We start from the raw sequence: 18,167 nt of genomic DNA on the forward strand, positions 1-18,167 counted from the left end.
AGAGGCCCGCCATTTTCCGTAGGCGAGAGCTTTTCGACACTCAGCGGCCGATTGCGTCCTGCCATCGGCCCACTGGAGGTGATGCGATGACAGATGAAGATGTCCTAACGCATACCACGATGCTTGAGCGGCAATTTGACGACGATAGTCTCGAGACCTCGGCTTACGAAGCAGTAGGCACGATATCAGTAACGGGGAGGGCATCGGTTTTGCCGTCCTTTGAATTTTCGACGGCAGGACTGCCGCGATCGGACCAGTTTGCTTCGTGGCGCAATAGCTTCGCGCCCATGCTTGAACTAGCCGAGATCGACCCAACGACAACCGAGTTCAGCGGCCGACAGAAGCTCTGGGATCTTGGAAGTCTTGTCTTTGCACAAATCAGCACTGATAGCCTCGCATTTTCTAGCCTCCCCGCACATGCTCGACGGGATCCGGTCGATCACTGGACGATGACCGTTCTGCTATCCGGATCGATCCGGACCGATGCAGCAAGGAATCGGTTTGCGGCGGGTCCGGGCGAGGTGCAGATTCATTCGCTTGGTCGCTCCTTTACCGGCGTCGTCGACAGAAGCGAGATGATCATGCTCTTTGTGCCGCGTGATCTTTCGCTCGAGACGGCGGCCATCCTTGGCTCGGCTGAGTTTTCCACGCTTGGCACCGGCATGGGACGGTTGTTCTCGGATTACCTTGTCGATGTGGCCAATCGTTTGCCGATGCTTACCCAGGCCGATCTGCCTGGACTTGCTGCCGCCACACGCGCGATGATCCTCGCATGCGTGTCGCCATCCGCCGACCATATCGACGCGGCCGAGGGGCCGATCGCCAATGTCCTTCTCGAAAGGGCGCGGCAACTCATACAAAGCCGGCTGCTCGACCCGAAACTCGGGTCCGACCTGCTGCGACGGGAACTCGCTATCTCGCGCACGCGGCTGTACAACCTATTCGAGCCGTTTGGCGGGGTAATGCATTATATCCAGCACCGTCGGCTCCACAGCGCCTATGCAGCGCTGACGGATCCCAACGATCGGCGCCTCATATTCCAGATCGCCGAGGAGCGCGGTTTCAGCGACGGCGCGGAGTTCAGCCGCGCGTTCAAGCGGGCCTTCGGTGACAGCCCGAGCGAGGTGAGGCACCGAGGCGGAGGCGGCATCCCAATTCGATCGGACGTCGAGGATTGCCCATCAGAAGAGCGGCTGGGCGCGCTTCTGCGCCGATTGCAGGGATAGCCGGAAGAGACGCCGCCAAACGCGGGGCCCTCCATCCATCTGCTGCTCCCCGCAAGGAAGCTTGCCGGCTCGGCGGTCGTCGGAAGGATTTTCCATTGCTGAGCGGAAAAATGGAACGATCGAGCCTCGTGGCGGTCGAGCGCTTCGCTATTTTGCGGATCGCAAGTGGAGGCTAGGCGGCCCCAGCCAGATTGCCGCGCTAAGCACATTACCTCGTGGAGATACATACATGAACTTCGCCTTTGGCCGTTCGAAATTGCTCGGTTCCGTTTTCAGCCTGGGGCTTTTGGTTGGCTCGCCGGCCGCTCACGCCGAGACGCCGCCGAATGTTCTCGTCGTCGCACAATCGATCGATGATGCCGTCAGCTTCGACCCCGCCGAGGGCTTCGAGTTGACGACCGTGCAGTCCTTCAACAATCTCTACCAGCGCCTCGTACAATCGAACCGCGATGACGGCACCAAGATCGAGCCGGCGCTCGCCGCGTCGTGGGATGCCGGCAGCGACGGCAAGAGCCTGACCTTCGAACTGGCTGACGCGAAGTTCGCCTCCGGCAATCCGGTGCGCCCGGAGGACGTCATCTTCTCGCTGACGCGTGCAGTGAAGCTCAACAAGGCCCCGGCCTTCATCCTGAACGAGCTTGGCTGGTCGGCCGACAATGTCGATGCCGCCGTCACCAAGGTCGACGACAAGCATGTCAAGCTCTCCTGGAACGCCGATGTCGGCTCCGGCTTCGCGCTGTCTCTCCTGACGGCGCCGATCGCCTCGATCGTCGACGAGCAGACCGTGTCGGCGCAGGTCAAGGATAACGATTTCGGCAACGGCTGGCTGAAGACCAATTCCGCCGGCAGCGGCGCCTTCGCGATCGCCACCTACACACCACACGAGGCGCTGGTGCTGCAGGCCAACGCCAATTCCTCCGACAAGCCGAAGCTCGAAAGCGTCATCGTCCGCAACGTGCCGGACGTCGGCGCCCGCCGGCTGCTGGTCGAGCAGGGCGATGCCGATATCGCCCGCGGCCTCTCTGCCGACCAGATCGAGGCGCTGAAAGACAAGAGCGGCATCAAGGTGCTTTCCGTTCCGTCAGCCCGCACCGACTACATCCTGCTCAACACCAAGGCGAACGAAACGCTCGGCAAACCGGCCTTCTGGGACGCCGCCCGCTATCTCGTCGACTATGACGGCATCGCCAAGGATCTGCTGCGCGGCCAGAGCAGTGTGCACCAGGCCTTCCTGCCGGTCGGCTTCCCCGGCGCGCTGACCGATACGCCCTTCAAGCTCGATGTCGAAAAGGCCAAGAAGATCCTCGCCGATGCCGGTATCAAGACGCCGTTCAAGGTCGAGTTCATCGTCTTCAACGACCAGCCCTTCCTGTCGATCGCCCAGTCGCTGCAGTCGACCTTCGCCAAGGCCGGCATCGAGCTCGACATCCAGCCCGGTGTTGCCAGCGACATCTATGCCCGCGGTCGCTCCGGCAAGTTCGAGATGACGCTGCGCTACTGGATCCCGGATTATTTCGACCCGCATTCCAACGCCAGCGCCTTTGCGATCAACCGCGATAATTCCACCAACACGGCCGCGAAATATGCCGGCTGGGTGATCCCGGAATTGACCGACGAGACGCTCGCTGCCGTCAAGGAGCAGGATCCGGCCAAGCGTGTCGCGCTCTATCAGGATCTGCAGAAAAAGATCCAGGCGAGCTCGCCCTTCGTATTCATGCTTCAGGGCAACGACCAGGTCGTGCTAAGCGACAAGGTGAAGAACTATGCCCAGGGCCTGAACGCAGACCAGGTCTATTACGACAAGGTAGAAAAATAAGTGCCGCAAGCGGCAACAAACCCCGACGCCGACATGAACAACTCCCGCCAGCTGAAGGCCTGGCGGGAGTTGTCGTTCGTCTCGCCGCTGCTCAAGTGGCTATGGTCCTTTGCGCTGACGCTCTTCGGGCTGGCGCTCGTGACCTTTGCCATGACGCGGCTTTCACCGATCGATCCGGCGTTGCAGCTCGTCGGCGACCATGCCAGCCAGTCGACCTATGCGCAGGCCCGGCTTCAGCTTGGCCTCGACCAGCCGCTGCCGGTGCAGTTCCTGCGATATCTCGAGACCGCGCTTTCGGGTAATTTCGGCCAGTCGATCTCCACGGGACAGCCCGTTGCCAGGGATATCGCCCGCACTTTCCCGGCGACGATCGAACTGGCGACGACGGCAATCATCCTGGGCGCGGCGATCGGCCTCGCGCTGGGCATCGCTGCCGCCATGCGACATGGGACGTGGGTCGACAGTCTTGTTCGCTTCATCTCGCTTTTCGGCTATTCGGTGCCCATCTTCTGGCTCGGCCTCCTCATGCTGCTGCTCTTCTATGCCCGGCTGCATTGGGCGCCGGGGCCGGGCAGGGCGGACGTGGTCTTCCAGTATACGGTCAAGCCCGCCACCGGTTTCGCACTGATCGACACATGGATCTCCGGCAAGCCCGGCGCCTTCCGCGATGCGTTGGCGCATCTGGCATTGCCGGCGATCGTGCTCGCCTTCCACGCCCTCGCAGCGATCTCACGGTTGACGCGGGCGGCGATCCTCACCGAGCTCGGTCAGGAGTACGTGACGACCGCACGTGCCAAAGGCGCAAGCCTGCGACGGATCGTCTTCATTCATATCCTGCCGAACATTTCCGGGACCGTTCTGACCGTGATTGCGCTTTCCTATGCGAGCCTGCTCGAGGGCGCCGTCCTGACCGAGACGGTCTTCGCATGGCCGGGCATCGGCCGTTACCTGACAACCGCCATGTTTGCCGGCGACATGCCGGCGATCCTGAGTGCCACGCTTGTGGTCGGCGCCTCCTTCGTGCTGCTCAATGCGCTGACCGATCTCGGCGTCGCACGCCTGGAAAGGGGGAGGCAGCGATGAGCGCGGTCGAACAAGTGCCGATCGGTGGACGGTCGTTTGCCCGGCGAGTCCTCCACTCGCCCTCGGCAGCAGCGGGTAGCGTCGTCGTGCTCTTCATCCTCGCGGCCGCGTTACTGGCTCCGTTTATCGTCCCCTACGATCCGAACCTCCAGGAGACTGCCAACCGGCTCATGCCGCCGAGTGCTGCGCATTGGCTGGGAACGGACGGCTTCGGGCGCGATATCCTTTCGCGGCTGGTCTTCGGTGCGCGGCCCACGCTGCTCCTGGTGCTTGTCGTCGTACTTTTAATGGCGCCGCTCGGTATCGCGGTCGGGATCTTCGCCGGTTTCTTCGGCAGCACGATCGAACGCATCCTGATGCGGGTGACCGACATCGTCATGTCCTTCCCACGGCTGTTGCTGGCCTTCGCCTTCGTGGCGATCATGGGGCCGGGACTGATCAATGGCGCGCTGGCGCTGGCGCTGACAAGCTGGCCCGCCTATGCGCGTCAGGCTCGCGTCGAGACGGCGATCCTCAGACGAAGCGACTATCTGGCGGCGGCCGAGATGGTCGGTATCAGGGGCGTCCGGCTGCTCTGGGGCCATGTCCTGCCGCTGGTGCTGCCATCGGCCATCATCCGGCTCGCGCTCGATCTTTCAGGCATCATCCTTGCCGCCGCCGGCCTTGGTTTTCTGGGGCTTGGCGTCCGCCCGCCGACGGCGGAATGGGGATCGATGGTGGCGGAAGGCACACAGGTGATTTTCGATCAATGGTGGGTAGCGGCCGTGCCGGGTCTTGCGATCCTTGTGACATCGCTCGCCTTCAATTTGCTGGCCGACGGCCTGCGCGACATACTGGATCCGCGCCATGGGTGAGCTGCTTCTTTCGGCCGAGGAGCTTTTGATCTCCTTCCCGTCTGATGCCGGCCGCACCGCCGCCGTCGATGGTATTTCCTTTTCCATTGGCCGCGAGGTCCTGGCGCTCGTCGGCGAATCCGGTTCCGGCAAGTCGATGACGGGGCGGGCGCTCATGGGCCTCTTGCCGCGCGGCGCGGAGATGCGGGCCAAACGCCTGGTCTTTGACGGGCAGGATCTGCGCGCAATTTCGGCGTCCGGGTGGAACGCACTGCGTGGGACGGGCATGGGACTTATCCTCCAGGACCCGAGATATTCGCTGAACCCGGCGCACCGGGTCGGCCGGCAGGTGGAGGAGGCGCTGCTCCTGCACACCAGACTTTCAAGCGCGGAGCGCCGGGAGCGGGCGCTCGACATGCTGGACAAAGTTGGGCTGCCGGATCCAAAGCGCGTTTACGCGAGCTATCCCGCGGCGCTCTCGGGCGGCATGGGGCAGCGCGTCATGATTGCTGCAATGCTCATCAACCGGCCGAAGCTTCTGATTGCCGACGAGCCGACCTCGGCTCTCGATCGCGACCTCCAGGATCAGATCCTGACGCTGCTACGCTCACTGACAGAGGAGTTTGGCATGGGCCTGCTGCTCATCAGCCATGACCTGCAGCAGGTCGCCCGCTATGCTGACCGAGTCCTGGTGATGCGACGGGGGCGTATCGAGGAAGAGATGGCGGCGACCGATCTCTCCCAAGCTCGATCACCTTACACCCGTGCGCTATGGGCTGCCCGGCCGTCGGCCGCGACCTATGGGACGCGCCTGCCGGTCTATGGGGGCGAACCGTGAGCGCGCTGTCCGTAAAAGATCTCTCCGTCACCTTCCAGGGCGGCTCCAAAGGCTTTACCGCGGTGCGCGGCGTGAGCTTCGAGGTTGCCGCTGGCGAGACATTTGGGCTGATCGGACCCTCCGGCTGCGGCAAGACGACGGTGCTGCGCGCCATTGCAGGGCTCAATACGAACTGGCAGGGCGAGATTTCCGTTTCCGGCGCGCAATTGGTACCCGGCCAAAAGATCGTCGGTTCCATGCGGGAAGACATTCAGATGGTCTTCCAGGATCCATATTCGTCGCTGCATCCTCGTCACCATATCGCACGAATTCTCGGCGAGCCGCTGTCGATCCGACGCATACCGAATGTCACAGAGCGTGTGCATGCCGCGCTCGACCAGGTAGGCCTGCAGGCAGCCGTTGCACAGCGCTATCCGCACCAACTCTCCGGCGGACAGCGCCAGCGTGTGGCGATTGCGCGAGCTTTGCTGCTGAAACCCAGCTTTCTGCTTCTGGACGAGCCGACTTCGGCACTCGATGTTTCGGTGCAGGCGGGAATCCTTAACCTGCTGAACGATCTGAAGGCCTCGCATGGCATGACCTTCATCTTGGTCAGCCACGATCCCGGCGTCGTTGCCCATATGTGCGATCGAGTGGCCATGATGGCGAAGGGCTCGGTCGAGCACATACTCGACCGTACTGCCTTGTCACTTCAGGCATAGCCGGCGGATCGTTATTTTAGGCGATACGAAATCTATCCATCCGGTTATCGGCGAAAAAAGAGAAGCAAATTGTCCGGACTCTTCGAACTTGGCACTTTTATATCTCTATCATTTCTATCGATTTTAAGATGATGGAATTCTCTTCCTCGGATCGTCCGCCGGAAGACGTCTAGGGATCCATAGCCGGAGAGAGGGACATGAAGATAGACCGTCGCCACCTGCTGGCCGCTGCCGCCGCCGCAGCATTCAGCCTCACCGCCAGCTTCGCCCATGCGGCCGAGGTTACCGTCAACATCGGCTACCAGCCGATCGTAGAGCCATCGCGCGTGCCGCAGGCAGATGGCACCTACGAGAAGCAAACGGGCGCCAAGATCAACTGGCAGAAATGTGACTCGGGCGCTGATGTCATCGCCGCGATTGCCTCCGGCTCGATCGACATCGGCTACGTCGGCTCGTCACCGCTTGCCGCCGGCGCCAGCCGCGAACTGCCGATCGAGACGATCTATGTCGTCGGCCTCATCAGCGAGGCGGAAGCATTGGCCGTCAAGAACATCGACAAGCCGGAGGATCTCAAGGGCAAGAAGATAGCAACGCCCTTCGTTTCGACCGCGCACTACAGCCTTTTGACGGCGCTGAAGCACTGGAATGTCGATCCGAAGTCGCTGCAGATCCTTAACCTGCGGCCGCCGGAAATTGCGGCTGCCTGGGAGCGTGGCGATATCGACGGCGCCTATGTCTGGGATCCGGTGCTCGCCCAACTGAAGAAGAGCGGCACGGTTCTCGCCACTTCGGCCGATGTGGCGAAATGGGGCGGCCCGACTTTCGATGCCTGGATCGTCAGCAAGACGTTCGCCTCCAAGCATCCCGAAATCGTGACCGGCTTCGTCAAGGTCACCGGCGCTGCCTACGATGCTTATCGCAAGGATCCGGCATCCTGGAACGCGCAGTCGCCGGAGGCGGAGAAGATCGCCAAGCTGACAGGCGCCAAGGTGGAGGAAGTGCCGGAGCTGCTGAAAGGCTACTACTTCCCGACGCTCAAGGAACAGGCTTCGGCCGAACTCCTTGGTGGCGCCACGACCAAGGCGGTTGCCCAGACCTCCGCATTCTTGCTGGAACAGGGGAAGATCCCGGCTGTCCTTAGCGACTACAGCCCATATGTTTCCGATCGCTGGGTCAAGGAGGCCGAGAAGGCCGGTCTTTAATCCTCCCAAGGTCCCGGTGCGGCAGTTCTTCTGCCGCACCGGGTTTTTGCATGAACAGGCGTCGCCCATGAGCATTCTTTCACTGCAATCCCTGTCGCTCGACTATGCCGATGCCCGCGGCGGCACGGCAAGACGCGTGCTCGACGGGATAAACCTGCACATCGCATCCGACGAGTTCGTGGTGGTGATCGGGCGATCCGGCTCGGGCAAGACCAGCCTTCTCAATCTGGCGGCGGGCTTCACCCAGCCGAGCGAAGGCCGCGTCCTCGTCGACGGCAGGGACATCGATGGCCCCGGCGCCGACCGCGCTGTCGTCTTCCAGGACGACGCCCTCTATCCATGGCTCAATGCCGCCGACAACATCGCCTTTCCGCTCAAGCTCCGCGGGCTACCGAAAGCCGAACGGCTCCAGCGCGCTGAAGAACTATTGGTCAAGGTCGGGCTGGAAGGTGCCGGTCGAAAGAACATCTGCGAGCTGTCGGGCGGCATGCGCCAGCGCGTCGGCATCGCCCGTGCGCTCGCCTCCGATCCGCGCTTCCTGTTGCTCGACGAGCCGCTGGGTGCGCTCGACGCTCTGACGCGCGCGCGCATGCAGCTGTTTCTGCTTGATGTCTGGTCGCGGAGCGGCACCGGGGCGTTGCTGATTACCCACAGCATAGACGAGGCCTTGCTTCTGGCGACCCGCATCATCGTGCTGGCGCCGGCTCCGGGACGAGTCATTGCCGATATCCCGGCCGAGTTCGGTCAAGCATTGCTCGGTGGTCGAAGCGCGAAGGATGTGAAGGCGCTTGCAGGCTTCAAGAGCCTGCATGACGAATTGACGGCGCTGATCCATGCCGACGACGAGGAGATCGCGGCATGAGCGTCGAAACCGAAATACTGCCGACAGCAATGCCCGGGCAACCGGTTGCTGAGGTCCGCGCGAAGCGGCGTGGCACGCTGGCGATTTCGCTCCTGACGGTTGCGGTCATCATCACCGCCTGGAGCCTGGCCTCAGCCTATGGGGCAGTGTCTCCGGTATTCCTGCCTTCGCCGCTCGTGGTCGCGAGGTCCCTCTACAATGTAGCGGTCAACGGCTTCGTCGATTCAACGCTGGCAGAGCACACGCTGGCGAGCCTCCTGCGCATCTTCGCGGCGCTCACCGCCTCGCTTGCGATTGGCGTACCCGCAGGGCTCGCACTCGCGACGAGCCGCGTAGGGAAGGGGATACTCGATCCGATCGTCGAGTTTCTTCGGCCGCTGCCTCCGCTTGCCTATCTGCCGCTGATCATCATCTGGGTCGGCATCGGCGAAGCTTCGAAAATTACCGTCATATCTCTCGCCATGCTGCCGCCCATCATCCTCTCGACCGCGGCCGGCGTCAAATCCGTGCCCGCGGATTTCATCAATGCCGCACGATCCTTCGGGGCCACGCGCTGGCAGGTGCTTGGCCGTGTCATCCTGCCAAGTACGGTTCCTTCGATCCTGACGGGAACCCGCATTGCATTGGGCGCCGGCTGGTCGACGCTGGTGGCGGCCGAACTCGTCGCAGCAAGCCAGGGGCTCGGCTTCATGATCCAGTCCGCGGCGCAATTCCTTGTCACCGATATCGTCATCGGCGGGATCATCGTCATAGCGGCAATCGCTTTCCTTCTGGAAATCCTCGCGCGCTTGATCGAGCGAATCTTCGTACCGTGGTCCGCCCACCGCTGAGCCGAACGAGGCGAGCGCGCGCGACCACTTGTACTCACTCAGTTCGCACTGACGTCGAATTCCGGATCGACAGGGATCTGCATTGCCGTCACCAGATGGTTTGTCTGACCCGCAAGACCGATGACCGCGAGGAGCTCGGCATGCTGCGCCTCCGTCATGCCCCGCGCCCTCGCTGCGGCCGTGTGGGAATGGACGCAGTAGGAGCAGCCGTTGGCGGTGGAGACAGCGATGTAGACCATCTCGCGTACCAGCGGATCGAGCGCGCCTTCGACGGTCATCACGGCCTTCAGCCCCTCCCAGGTGCGCTTCAGAAGAGCCGGATCATTGGCGAGGCCGCGCCAGAAATTGTTGATAAACTCGGATTTGCGCGTGGCGCGGATATCGTCGAATACAGCCTTGACGGCGGGAATGGCGTCGGCCTCCCGGTCAGTTAGAAGCTTTACGGTCGACATGGTTTCTCTCCCTTGCATTGGAGCCGATCAATGGACGGCGGCAATCTTTGTCACCATATAAGCGCGAATTTGCACGTGCGATTCACGCTTATATGGTGACAAAGAAATGGGGAAGAATGGCGCACCCGACAGGATTCGAACCTGTGACCTTTGGAATCGGAATCCAACACTCTATCCAGCTGAGCTACGGGTGCATGCCTGGGGCGGGTTGAATCGCCCTGATCCGATGGCTGGTTCTTAACCCAGGTGCGCGGCGTCTTCAATGCGGAAAATGCACGAAGGGCGATCCGCGCCGAGAAATACGAAAGGCCGCGGCGTTGCGATTCCACGGCCTCTCCTTAGCGGGGGCAAATGCCCCGTTTTTCGTCCATCTTACCGCAATGCCAACACGGAGCCTGGAAGCGGCCATCGCATGGCCGCTCGGACCGTCAGGCCTGCATCGCGCCGGGCCCGGGGATGGCCTTGGGCGGTACCTTGCCGAGGATGATCATGCCGAGGACTTCGTCCTTGGTCACATCCTCGGTGCGGGCATGGCCGACAACCTGGCCGTTCTTCATCACCGAAACGCGGTCGGCGAGGTCGAAGACGTCGTGGATGTCGTGGCTGATCAGGAAGATGCCGATGCCTTCGCGCTTCAGCTGCTTGATAAGCTCGCCGACCTGAGCCGTCTCTTGTGGGCCAAGTGCGGCGGTCGGCTCGTCCATGATCAGGATGCGCGCGTTGAAGAGGATCGCGCGTGCGATCGCCACCGACTGCCGCTGGCCGCCCGAAAGCGCCTTCACCGGCTCCTTGAAGCGCTTGAAGTTGGGATTCAGGCGCCCCATCACCTCGCGCGCGGAAGCCTCCATGGCGACATCGTCGAGCGTGCCCCATTTCGTGCGGATCTCGCGGCCGAGATAGAGGTTTGCGGCGGCGTCGACATTGTCGGCAACAGCGAGCGTCTGGTAGATCGTCTCGATACCGTATTTCTTGGCGTCGCGCGGATTTCGGATGTCCGCCGATTCGCCGTTGATCAGGATGTCGCCGCTGTCGCGCTTGTAGGCGCCGGAGAGGATCTTGATGAGGGTCGACTTGCCTGCGCCGTTGTGGCCGAGGAGCGCGACGACCTCGCCCGGAAAGAGGTCGACGGAAGCGTTGTCGACGGCATGGATGCCCCCGAAGGAGATGGAAATATTCTTCATTTCCACAAGGGGAGTGCGTTGATCAGTCATTGTTCGAACTCCTCTTACTTGGCACGCGAGCGGTAGACCGTGTCCAGCCAGACCGCGATGACGAGAACGGCGCCGACGACGATCCTCTGCAGCGGCGAATCGATGCCGAGCAGCACCATGCCGGATTGCAGCGACTGCATGACGAGCGCACCGAGCATGGCGCCGGCAATCGTTCCGGTGCCGCCCGCAAGGGACGTGCCGCCGATAACGGCCGCGGCGATCGTGTAGAGCTCGTCGAGCTCGCCCTGGGCGTTGGTGGCTGCATTGAGGCGGGCAGTCGAAATTGCCGCCGCGATGGCACAGAGAACGCCCATCAGCGCGAAGATGCGCACGGTGACCCAGCGGGTCTTGATGCCGGCGAGTTCCGCCGCTTCAGGATTTCCACCGATTGCGAAGACGTATCTGCCGAAGCGCAGGCGCGTTGCGATGAAGGTCACGATGGCGCCGACCATGACGGCGATCAGCACGGGTACGGCGATGCCATAGGGGATCTGCAGACCGGCCTCGGGCCATGCGATGCTGTTGGCCTCGGCATATCGTTTCGCGATGTTCGTCGGCCAGTAGTAATTGTTGGCAATCGCGATCGCGCCGAGGACGAGGAAGCAGCCGAGGGCGGAAAGGAAATATTCGGCCCAGAGGGGACGGCGCGGAAAGCCGAAGCGTTTGCGCTGGCGCCGGGAGTTTATGATGCTGGCGACGATGGCCAGGCAGGCAATGATGCCGACGATCCAGCTCCATGTGGCGCCGATCGAGCCCTCCGTGCCGCCGCCCATGATGCGGAAATTGACATCCATCGGGGCGACCGTCTGGCCGCTTGTGACGAACCATGTCGCGCCGCGCCAGACGAGCAGCCCGCCGAGGGTGACGATGAAGGAGGGGACGTTGAGGAACGCGATGATCATGCCGTGCAGCGTGCCGATGAGGCCGCCGACGATCAGGCCGACGATCAGCGTGATGATCCATGTCGCCGGATTGTCGAAGCCGAGATACTGCGGCAGGATCTGCGCCTGCGTGACGCCCATGATCATGCCGCAGAAGCCGAGCACGGAGCCGACCGACAGATCGATGTTGCGGGTGACGATGATGAGCACCATGCCGGTCGCCATGACGGCGACATAGGCGGTTTGAACCGACAGGTTCCAGAGGTTGCGCGGGGTCAGGAAGAGCCCGCCGGTCATGATCTGGAAGCCGAGCCAGATGATCAGCAGCGCGCCGATCATGCCGAGAAGCCTGGTGTCGATCTCGGTCGCGCGGAAGAAGCGCGTCACCAGATTAGCTTCGGCGTCGCGCGGTCCCTTTGACGTTGTGGAGTGTAGCGTTTCGGCCATGGGTTTGCCGTTCCCCCATCTGTTGGGCAGGCGCCTCGGCTGGCCGTGAGGCCGCGTCCGGCGTCTGTCGCCCCGTTCTTCAGTTTTACCGTCGCGCGATTTCCGGGATGCGGCCGATTATGAGTCTCGGCGTGCCTCCGGCAGGGAATCTGGGCGCCCGACGGTGCGGTAGGCGGAAGAGGGCATCGCCCGATGGCCCCATCCGCATCCGGCGCCGCAACGGTTGTCGTTGCGGCGCCGAAATTCAGGCTTGCCCGAATGGCGTTAGTTGCAGGCTGCGACCGAGCCGGCCTTCACGCCCTGGCAGGCTTCCGCCTTGGAGATCCAGCCTGCATCGATGACGACGTTCAGGTTGTCCTTGGTGATCGGAAGCGGCTTCAGGAAGACCGACTGCATGGCGACGCCCTTCGGGCCGCCGTTGAAGGTCTGGACGCCTTCGACCTGCTCCATGGTCTTGCCACCGGCGAGTTCGAGCGCGATTTCTGCGGCGCGCTTGCCGAGTTCGCGGCTGTCCTTCCAGACCGATACGGTCTGCGTACCCTGGGCCACGCGGTTCAGCGCCGCCTTGTCTGCGTCCTGACCCGAAACCGGAACGGAACCTGCGAGGCCCTGCGCATCGAGCGCAGCAATCGCGCCGCCGGCGGTGCCGTCGTTGGAAGCGACAACGGCGTCAACCTTGTTGTCGTTTGCCGTCAGGAACTGCTCCATGTTGCGCTGGGCGTTTTCCGGCTTCCAGCCGTCTGTATAGGCCTGGCCGACATCCTTGATCTTGCCGGCGTCGATGGCAGCCTTCAGCACTTCCATCTGACCGGAGAAGAGGAAGTCAGCATTCGGGTCGGAAGAAGAGCCCTTGATGAAGACGTAGTTGCCTTCCGGCTTGACCTTGAACACTTCGGAAGCCTGCAGGCGGCCCACTTCCTTGTTGTCGAAGGTGATGTAGAAGGTTGCCGGATTTTCGATCAGGCGGTCGTAGCCGACGACCGGAATGCCTTCAGCAGCTGCCTTTTCGATGGCAGGCGCGATGGCGTCAGAGTCCTGGGCCAGAACGATGAGGGCGTTGGCGCCCTGGGAAATCAGCGATTCAACGTCGGTAAGCTGCTTTGCCGCAGAAGACTGGGCATCGGCAGAGATGTACTTTGCGCCGGCCGCTTCAAGAGCCTTCTTGATGGCAGCTTCGTCGGTCTTCCAGCGCTCTTCCTGGAAGTTCGACCAGGAAACGCCCACGACCATATCGGCAGCCATGGCAGCGGTCTGCAGCGTCACAAGGATAGCCGCGCCGGCCATCAGCTTCACAATAGCTTTCATAATTATCCTCCCGAGTGGATGCGACCGCACGTACCCAAAGCTCCCGTCGGTCGCAGCGATAGCGCTGTCGAGAAAACCGTTGGATTTTTTTCTCGACAGTCGAGAAATTAACTGTCAGAGATTTTGAAAACTGTCAACACCGCACTATCGGCTTAATTTCAACCGCCGAAGATGCCGGTGGCAGGGGTGGGAACAAGTCGGGGGACGGCGTTGATGCTGACCAAATCGAGCGCGGAACTGGTCCGTCAAAGGAACAGTGTGCTCGTGCTGACTGCGCTCAGGCGGCACGGCCCGCTCGCGCATACCGAAATATCGGATTTCACCAAGCTTTCCTCGGCCACGGTTTCGGCCATCACCGCCGACCTCGAAAAGGCAGAGGTGATCGAGAAGTCGGAGCAACAGGCCGCAAGCGGGCGCGGGCGGCCACGCGTGCTCTTTCGCCAACGACGCGATTGCGGCTACCTGATTGTCGTCGTGATTTCCTCGGATGCCGTGCAGTATTCGCTTGTGGACTACGCCGGAAAGCTGATCGACCGCTTTCACGAAGGCCGTTCGCATGATCCGGCGGGGGCAGGGCTATTTGCGGCGGCAATTCGCAGCGGGCTCGAGCGCATCATAGAGCGCTCGCGGCTGGCGCGCGACGACGTGCTCGCCATCTCGATCAGCAGCAAGGGCATCGTCGATCCCGTCGATCCGATCCTCGTCTGGTCTCCGATCTTCGGCGGCGAGCAGATCGACTTCGGCGCGATCCTGAGGTCGGAATGGCAAGCCAAGATCATCCTCGGCAACGAGACTTTGCTCGTCGCCGCCGCGCTCGGCCTGCGCGAGGAGAAGGAAAGGGGACCGAGCTTTCGGGCGCTTGCCGCACTGTCGCTCGGGCACAGTATCGGCCTCGGCGTCGTCCACCAGACGAGCCAGGGCGAATACGACATAACCGCCCCGAATTTCGGCCACATGCTGCACGTCGCAAACGGCGGGCTTTGTCGTTGCGGCACGCGGGGCTGCATCGAGGCCTATGCCGGGTTCTACGCGATCCTGCGCGCTGCGTTCGAGGTGCCGCCTGATACGATTCCGGCAAAGTTCGTGCCTGTCGCCGAACTCGACAAGATCGCCGCCCAGGCGCGGCAGGGAAATCGCATGTCGAGCTTTGCCTTCCGGCAGGCCGGTCTCGCCCTCGGCAACGGGCTTTCGCGCCTCGTAAGCCTTCACGAGCGCATGCCCATCGCCGTCACCGGTCCGGGAACACGCTACTATGACCTGCTTCGCCAGGGGATAGAGGAGGGGCTCGGGCAATCCTCTGCCGTGCGCATGAACGGAATGCCGGAGCTAAGGGTCGTGGCCGACGAGCAGAACCTCGTTTTCGAGGGGCATCTCAACCGGGCACTTTCGGTCATCGACCAAGATATTGTCACCTCAGGCATGCCACTACCGGCCTGAGGTGACGAAGTCTGCTTGAGTATCCGGCTTCAGCCGACCTTGACCAGTCGGCCTTCCTTCACCGACTGCAACGCAGCGTCCGCAAGCGCGAGCGCGGCAAGTCCGTCGGCGCCGGAGGGAGCGACCTTGCTGCCCTTTTCGATTGCGGCGATGAAGCCCGCGATCTCGTTTGCGTAGGCTTCCGTGTAGCGGGTCATGAAGAAATCATGCAGCGGCGGACGGGTATAGCCGTCACCGTTTGCGACCTCGATGGAGACGGGACGCTGGTTCTCGGCAGCGACCATGCCCTTCGAGCCGTGCACCTCGATGCGCTGGTCATAGCCATAGGTGGCCCGGCGGGAATTCGAAATGATCGCCTGCTTGCCCGACTTCGTCTGCAGGATGACGGAGACGCTGTCATAGTCGCCCGCATCGCCGATCGCCTTGTCGACGAGGACGGCCGCGGTCGCCGTCACGCTGACGGGTTCCTCGCCAAGCAGGAAGCGGGCCATGTCGAAGTCGTGGATGGTCATGTCGCGGAAGATGCCGCCGGAACGCTTGATATAGTCCACAGGCGGCGCGCCGGGATCGCGGGAGGTGATCGTCACCATTTCGACCTCACCGATGCGGCCTTCGTCGATCGTCTTCCTCACCGCCATGAAATGCGGATCGAAGCGGCGGTTGAAGCCGACCATCAGCTTTGCGCCCGTCTGCTCGACAACCTTGATGCAGGCCTTTACGCGGCTGACATCGAGATCGATCGGCTTTTCGCAGAAGATCGCCTTGCCGGCGCGGGCAAAGCGCTCGATCAGATCCGCGTGCGTGTCGGTCGGGGTGCAGATGACGACTGCATCGATATCCTTGGCTGTTTCGATCGCCTCGATGGTGCGGACTTCGCATCCGTAACCGGTCGCGATTGCCTCGGCCGCGGCGGGGAACGCATCGGCAACCGCAACAAGCTTCGCGTTCGGGTCGCCGCTGACCGCCTTCGCATGAACCTTGCCGATCCGGCCGGCACCCAGAAGTCCAAATCTTACAGTCATCGCTACCTCCCTGAATTCGGAACAAATAAACCGAATTGTGATCTAAGTGGAATTTTCATTCCATTTTCCGTGTCGCCCGTCAAGCCCGAGGGCCTTTCACAATTCGGAAATCCATCTTAAAGACATGGCGAGACCATGGCGAGCGCAGGAAGGCAAGATGCAACTGATCGATCCGAACCATCCGGTGTACCGGCCCTTGTGGGTGCGGCTGCTGATCGTCGCGGTTTGCTTCGGCTGGGCCGGGCTGGAACTGGCGACCGGCGATCCCTTCTGGGCCGTGCTTGCAGGCGGGGCGGGCGCCTATTCCGCCTATATGCTTCTCCTGAACTTCGATCCGAAGCCGCCGGAGACGGAAGCCGTCAGACCCGACGACGAGCCCGAGGAGGACGAGCCTGCGGAAGCGCCGAGGGCAGACGAGGCTCCGGAGCGCAAGGAGCGGGAATAATCCTTCTCATATCTTTCGAGTGAGGCGGCGGATCGCCTCGTCGATCAGCCGGTTGGCGATCATCATGCGCACCGTAGCGTCATGACGATAGGGAAGGGCGACGCCATCGGGGTGATTGGCGCGCGCGAAGGCCCGTCGCTTCGCTCCGAGGCTCTGCATGGTGTCGGCAGCCGAGATAGCCAGTTCGGCTGCGATTTCGTCCGGGGCGACACGCGCCAGATGCTCGGGCATCGGGGGAGGCGCCGGCGGCTCTTCCGCAACGATATGTTCTTCCGTAAGGGGAAGTTCCGGCGGCGCGGTCTCGATATTGTCGAGATAGGCCTGGTCCGGCCGCTGCGAGCCGACCGAGACGCCATCGAGAACGTTTGCCGCAAAGCCTGTGTTCAGCCCGCGCACGCGATGGGAAGGCGCCTCCGCGGGTTCCTCCGGGAGTTCGTCGCCTGCATTCAATCTCTCCAGAACCGACTGGAACAATGACTGGCCAAATAACATTGCCGCAGTTGAGCAGAGCTGGATGGTGCCGGGCTTGTCATGGGGCGAGCGCGCGGCTTTGTTCCAGTATCATGTCATAGAGCAGCCTTGCGCTTGGCGGGAGTGCCCGCTCGCGTGCTGTAATAAGGCTGTAGGGCCTGACATTGATCTCGAAATCGATGGGAAGGATGCGCGCCTCGCCGGCCTTGGAGGTCTGGCCTGCGAGGAACTGTGCCATCTCAAGCGCGATCGGCGCGATCGCATTCGTGCTGCAGACGATCGCAAGCGTCAGCAACAGCGACGAGGTATTGACGATATTGTCGGGCAGAGGCACGCCCTTGGACAGGAACACATCCTCCAGCGTGCGGCGGAGCAGCGTACCTGGCGGCTGGAAGACCCAGTCGTATCCCGGCAGGTCCTCGAGGCTCGCAACCGGCTTTTGGAAGAGGGGGTGCCCCTCGCGTACGATCAGGCACGCCCTTTCAACGCCGATCTCGTGAACGTGAAAGAGCCGTGGATTGAGGTCGTCGGGAATTCGGCTCAGGATGAAATCATGGCGTGCCGCCAGCAGCTCGCGGGCGAGCACGTTGCTCGTCTCGACCTGGATATTGATCTCGATGCCCGGATAAGCCGCGGTCACCTGGCGAATGGCTGGAACGACGAGGCTCATGGCCGGGGCGGTTACCGCACCGATGAAGACAGAACCTCCCTTGCCGGTTCGCAGCTCGGCGATCTCGCGGCTTGCCTCCCTCAGTTCGAGCAATATCTTGCGCGCCCGCCGGGCGAGGGCCGCACCGAAGGTTGTGAGAAGGACCCCGCGTGCGACCCTCTCATAGAGGGGAGTCTTGACGATCGATTCCATCTCCGAAAGCATGCGCGAAGCGGCCGGCTGCGACATGTTGAGCACCTCCGCGGCCGCCGAAATCTGTCCGGTATCCTCAATTGCGACGATCATGCGAAGGTGATTGAGCTTCAGCCGGGACCGCAAAAGTCCTTCCGATTCGAAATTTTCGGAGTGAATATCAATTTTTTCGAGCGAAAACGGCCCCAATTCTTGCGCCATGGTTGCAGACAATCCTCCCTACTCACCAAAAAGTACTACTTT

At 62.2% G+C, this 18,167-nt stretch carries 18 protein-coding genes and 1 tRNA gene; 11 read left to right on the top strand and 8 right to left on the bottom strand.

Annotated elements, in window-relative coordinates; all coding sequences use genetic code 11:
* Nucleotides 1-287 precede the first annotated feature (287 nt).
* The 9 genes from EV286_RS04715 (at nt 288) to EV286_RS04755 (ending at nt 9,391) form a co-directional block, all read left to right on the top strand.
* A complete protein-coding gene (locus EV286_RS04715; protein ID WP_245500633.1) occupies nt 288-1,226 on the top strand; it encodes a helix-turn-helix domain-containing protein in 939 nt (312 codons plus the stop codon).
* 229 nt (nt 1,227-1,455) lie between these two features.
* Nucleotides 1,456-3,042, top strand: a complete 1,587-nt coding sequence (locus EV286_RS04720; RefSeq protein ID WP_132955864.1) for an ABC transporter substrate-binding protein — start codon at nt 1,456-1,458, stop codon at nt 3,040-3,042.
* On the top strand, nt 3,043-4,125 hold the full coding sequence (locus EV286_RS04725) for an ABC transporter permease (RefSeq protein WP_132955865.1): 1,083 nt from the start codon (nt 3,043-3,045) through the stop codon (nt 4,123-4,125).
* Nucleotides 4,122-4,979: an ABC transporter permease gene (locus tag EV286_RS04730; RefSeq protein ID WP_132955866.1), complete on the top strand. Its 858-nt coding sequence runs from the start codon at nt 4,122-4,124 to the stop codon at nt 4,977-4,979. The genes EV286_RS04725 and EV286_RS04730 overlap by 4 nt, the downstream gene beginning before the upstream one ends.
* Complete coding sequence (locus tag EV286_RS04735; protein WP_132955867.1) at nt 4,972-5,796, top strand: ABC transporter ATP-binding protein; 825 nt, start codon at nt 4,972-4,974, stop codon at nt 5,794-5,796. Before EV286_RS04730 ends, EV286_RS04735 begins: the two co-directional genes overlap by 8 nt.
* Entirely contained in the window at nt 5,793-6,497 is a 705-nt protein-coding gene (locus EV286_RS04740) for an ABC transporter ATP-binding protein (RefSeq protein WP_132955868.1), read from the top strand. Before EV286_RS04735 ends, EV286_RS04740 begins: the two co-directional genes overlap by 4 nt.
* A 197-nt stretch (nt 6,498-6,694) precedes the next feature.
* Nucleotides 6,695-7,699 carry a taurine ABC transporter substrate-binding protein gene (gene tauA, locus EV286_RS04745; protein ID WP_132955869.1) on the top strand — a complete coding sequence of 335 codons (1,005 nt, stop codon included), beginning with the start codon at nt 6,695-6,697 and terminating at the stop codon, nt 7,697-7,699.
* A gap of 67 nt (nt 7,700-7,766) precedes the next feature.
* A complete protein-coding gene (locus tag EV286_RS04750) occupies nt 7,767-8,561 on the top strand; it encodes an ATP-binding cassette domain-containing protein (protein WP_132955870.1) in 795 nt (264 codons plus the stop codon).
* 29 nt (nt 8,562-8,590) lie between these two features.
* Nucleotides 8,591-9,391, top strand: coding sequence for an ABC transporter permease subunit (locus EV286_RS04755; RefSeq protein ID WP_245500634.1), 801 nt, complete (start codon nt 8,591-8,593; stop codon nt 9,389-9,391).
* 38 nt (nt 9,392-9,429) lie between these two features.
* On the opposite strand, the gene EV286_RS04760 is transcribed toward EV286_RS04755, so the two are convergent.
* The 5 genes from EV286_RS04760 to xylF form a co-directional block, all read right to left on the bottom strand.
* Nucleotides 9,430-9,843 (bottom strand): carboxymuconolactone decarboxylase family protein, encoded by a 414-nt coding sequence (locus EV286_RS04760; RefSeq protein WP_132955872.1) that lies wholly within the window; start codon nt 9,841-9,843, stop codon nt 9,430-9,432.
* Nucleotides 9,844-9,960: 117 nt separating this feature from the next.
* A tRNA-Arg gene (locus EV286_RS04765) sits at nt 9,961-10,037 on the bottom strand.
* A 234-nt stretch (nt 10,038-10,271) separates the two neighbouring features.
* Nucleotides 10,272-11,054: an ATP-binding cassette domain-containing protein gene (locus EV286_RS04770; RefSeq protein ID WP_132955873.1), complete on the bottom strand. Its 783-nt coding sequence runs from the start codon at nt 11,052-11,054 to the stop codon at nt 10,272-10,274.
* Between the two features lie 14 nt (nt 11,055-11,068).
* Nucleotides 11,069-12,382 carry a sugar ABC transporter permease gene (locus tag EV286_RS04775; protein ID WP_132955874.1) on the bottom strand — a complete coding sequence of 438 codons (1,314 nt, stop codon included), beginning with the start codon at nt 12,380-12,382 and terminating at the stop codon, nt 11,069-11,071.
* Nucleotides 12,383-12,646: 264 nt separating this feature from the next.
* A complete protein-coding gene (xylF, locus tag EV286_RS04780; RefSeq protein ID WP_132955875.1) occupies nt 12,647-13,687 on the bottom strand; it encodes a D-xylose ABC transporter substrate-binding protein in 1,041 nt (346 codons plus the stop codon).
* A gap of 213 nt (nt 13,688-13,900) precedes the next feature.
* On the opposite strand from xylF, the gene EV286_RS04785 reads away from it, so the two are divergent.
* On the top strand, nt 13,901-15,124 hold the full coding sequence (locus EV286_RS04785; RefSeq protein ID WP_132955876.1) for an ROK family transcriptional regulator: 1,224 nt from the start codon (nt 13,901-13,903) through the stop codon (nt 15,122-15,124).
* Between the two features lie 29 nt (nt 15,125-15,153).
* On the opposite strand, the gene iolG is transcribed toward EV286_RS04785, so the two are convergent.
* A complete protein-coding gene (gene iolG / locus EV286_RS04790; RefSeq protein WP_132955877.1) occupies nt 15,154-16,146 on the bottom strand; it encodes an inositol 2-dehydrogenase in 993 nt (330 codons plus the stop codon).
* 157 nt (nt 16,147-16,303) lie between these two features.
* Here iolG and EV286_RS04795 point away from each other — a divergent pair, with 157 nt between their 5' ends.
* A complete protein-coding gene (locus EV286_RS04795; protein WP_132955878.1) occupies nt 16,304-16,591 on the top strand; it encodes a hypothetical protein in 288 nt (95 codons plus the stop codon).
* A 6-nt stretch (nt 16,592-16,597) separates the two neighbouring features.
* Here EV286_RS04795 and EV286_RS04800 read toward each other — a convergent pair whose 3' ends face one another.
* A complete protein-coding gene (locus EV286_RS04800) occupies nt 16,598-17,083 on the bottom strand; it encodes a hypothetical protein (protein ID WP_132955879.1) in 486 nt (161 codons plus the stop codon).
* Between the two features lie 37 nt (nt 17,084-17,120).
* Complete coding sequence (locus EV286_RS04805) at nt 17,121-18,125, bottom strand: LysR family transcriptional regulator (RefSeq protein WP_132955880.1); 1,005 nt, start codon at nt 18,123-18,125, stop codon at nt 17,121-17,123.
* Between the last annotated feature and the right edge of the window lie 42 nt (nt 18,126-18,167).

Source organism: Rhizobium sp. BK251 (assembly GCF_004345245.1).
In the GTDB taxonomy this organism is placed as follows: domain Bacteria; phylum Pseudomonadota; class Alphaproteobacteria; order Rhizobiales; family Rhizobiaceae; genus Rhizobium.

Excerpts from the sequence above, each read along its gene's own strand:
- EV286_RS04715 (WP_245500633.1), top strand. The coding sequence starts at position 288 with ATGCTTGAACTAGCCGAGATCGACCCAACGACAACCGAGTTCAGCGGC.
- EV286_RS04720 (WP_132955864.1), top strand. The coding sequence starts at position 1,456 with ATGAACTTCGCCTTTGGCCGTTCGAAATTGCTCGGTTCCGTTTTCAGC.
- EV286_RS04730 (WP_132955866.1), top strand. The coding sequence starts at position 4,122 with ATGAGCGCGGTCGAACAAGTGCCGATCGGTGGACGGTCGTTTGCCCGG.
- EV286_RS04735 (WP_132955867.1), top strand. The coding sequence starts at position 4,972 with ATGGGTGAGCTGCTTCTTTCGGCCGAGGAGCTTTTGATCTCCTTCCCG.
- tauA (WP_132955869.1), top strand. The coding sequence starts at position 6,695 with ATGAAGATAGACCGTCGCCACCTGCTGGCCGCTGCCGCCGCCGCAGCA.
- EV286_RS04750 (WP_132955870.1), top strand. The coding sequence starts at position 7,767 with ATGAGCATTCTTTCACTGCAATCCCTGTCGCTCGACTATGCCGATGCC.
- EV286_RS04755 (WP_245500634.1), top strand. The coding sequence starts at position 8,591 with ATGCCCGGGCAACCGGTTGCTGAGGTCCGCGCGAAGCGGCGTGGCACG.
- EV286_RS04760 (WP_132955872.1), bottom strand. The coding sequence starts at position 9,843 with ATGTCGACCGTAAAGCTTCTAACTGACCGGGAGGCCGACGCCATTCCC.
- EV286_RS04770 (WP_132955873.1), bottom strand. The coding sequence starts at position 11,054 with ATGACTGATCAACGCACTCCCCTTGTGGAAATGAAGAATATTTCCATC.
- EV286_RS04775 (WP_132955874.1), bottom strand. The coding sequence starts at position 12,382 with ATGGCCGAAACGCTACACTCCACAACGTCAAAGGGACCGCGCGACGCC.
- xylF (WP_132955875.1), bottom strand. The coding sequence starts at position 13,687 with ATGAAAGCTATTGTGAAGCTGATGGCCGGCGCGGCTATCCTTGTGACG.
- EV286_RS04785 (WP_132955876.1), top strand. The coding sequence starts at position 13,901 with ATGCTGACCAAATCGAGCGCGGAACTGGTCCGTCAAAGGAACAGTGTG.
- iolG (WP_132955877.1), bottom strand. The coding sequence starts at position 16,146 with ATGACTGTAAGATTTGGACTTCTGGGTGCCGGCCGGATCGGCAAGGTT.
- EV286_RS04795 (WP_132955878.1), top strand. The coding sequence starts at position 16,304 with ATGCAACTGATCGATCCGAACCATCCGGTGTACCGGCCCTTGTGGGTG.
- EV286_RS04800 (WP_132955879.1), bottom strand. The coding sequence starts at position 17,083 with ATGTTATTTGGCCAGTCATTGTTCCAGTCGGTTCTGGAGAGATTGAAT.
- EV286_RS04805 (WP_132955880.1), bottom strand. The coding sequence starts at position 18,125 with ATGGCGCAAGAATTGGGGCCGTTTTCGCTCGAAAAAATTGATATTCAC.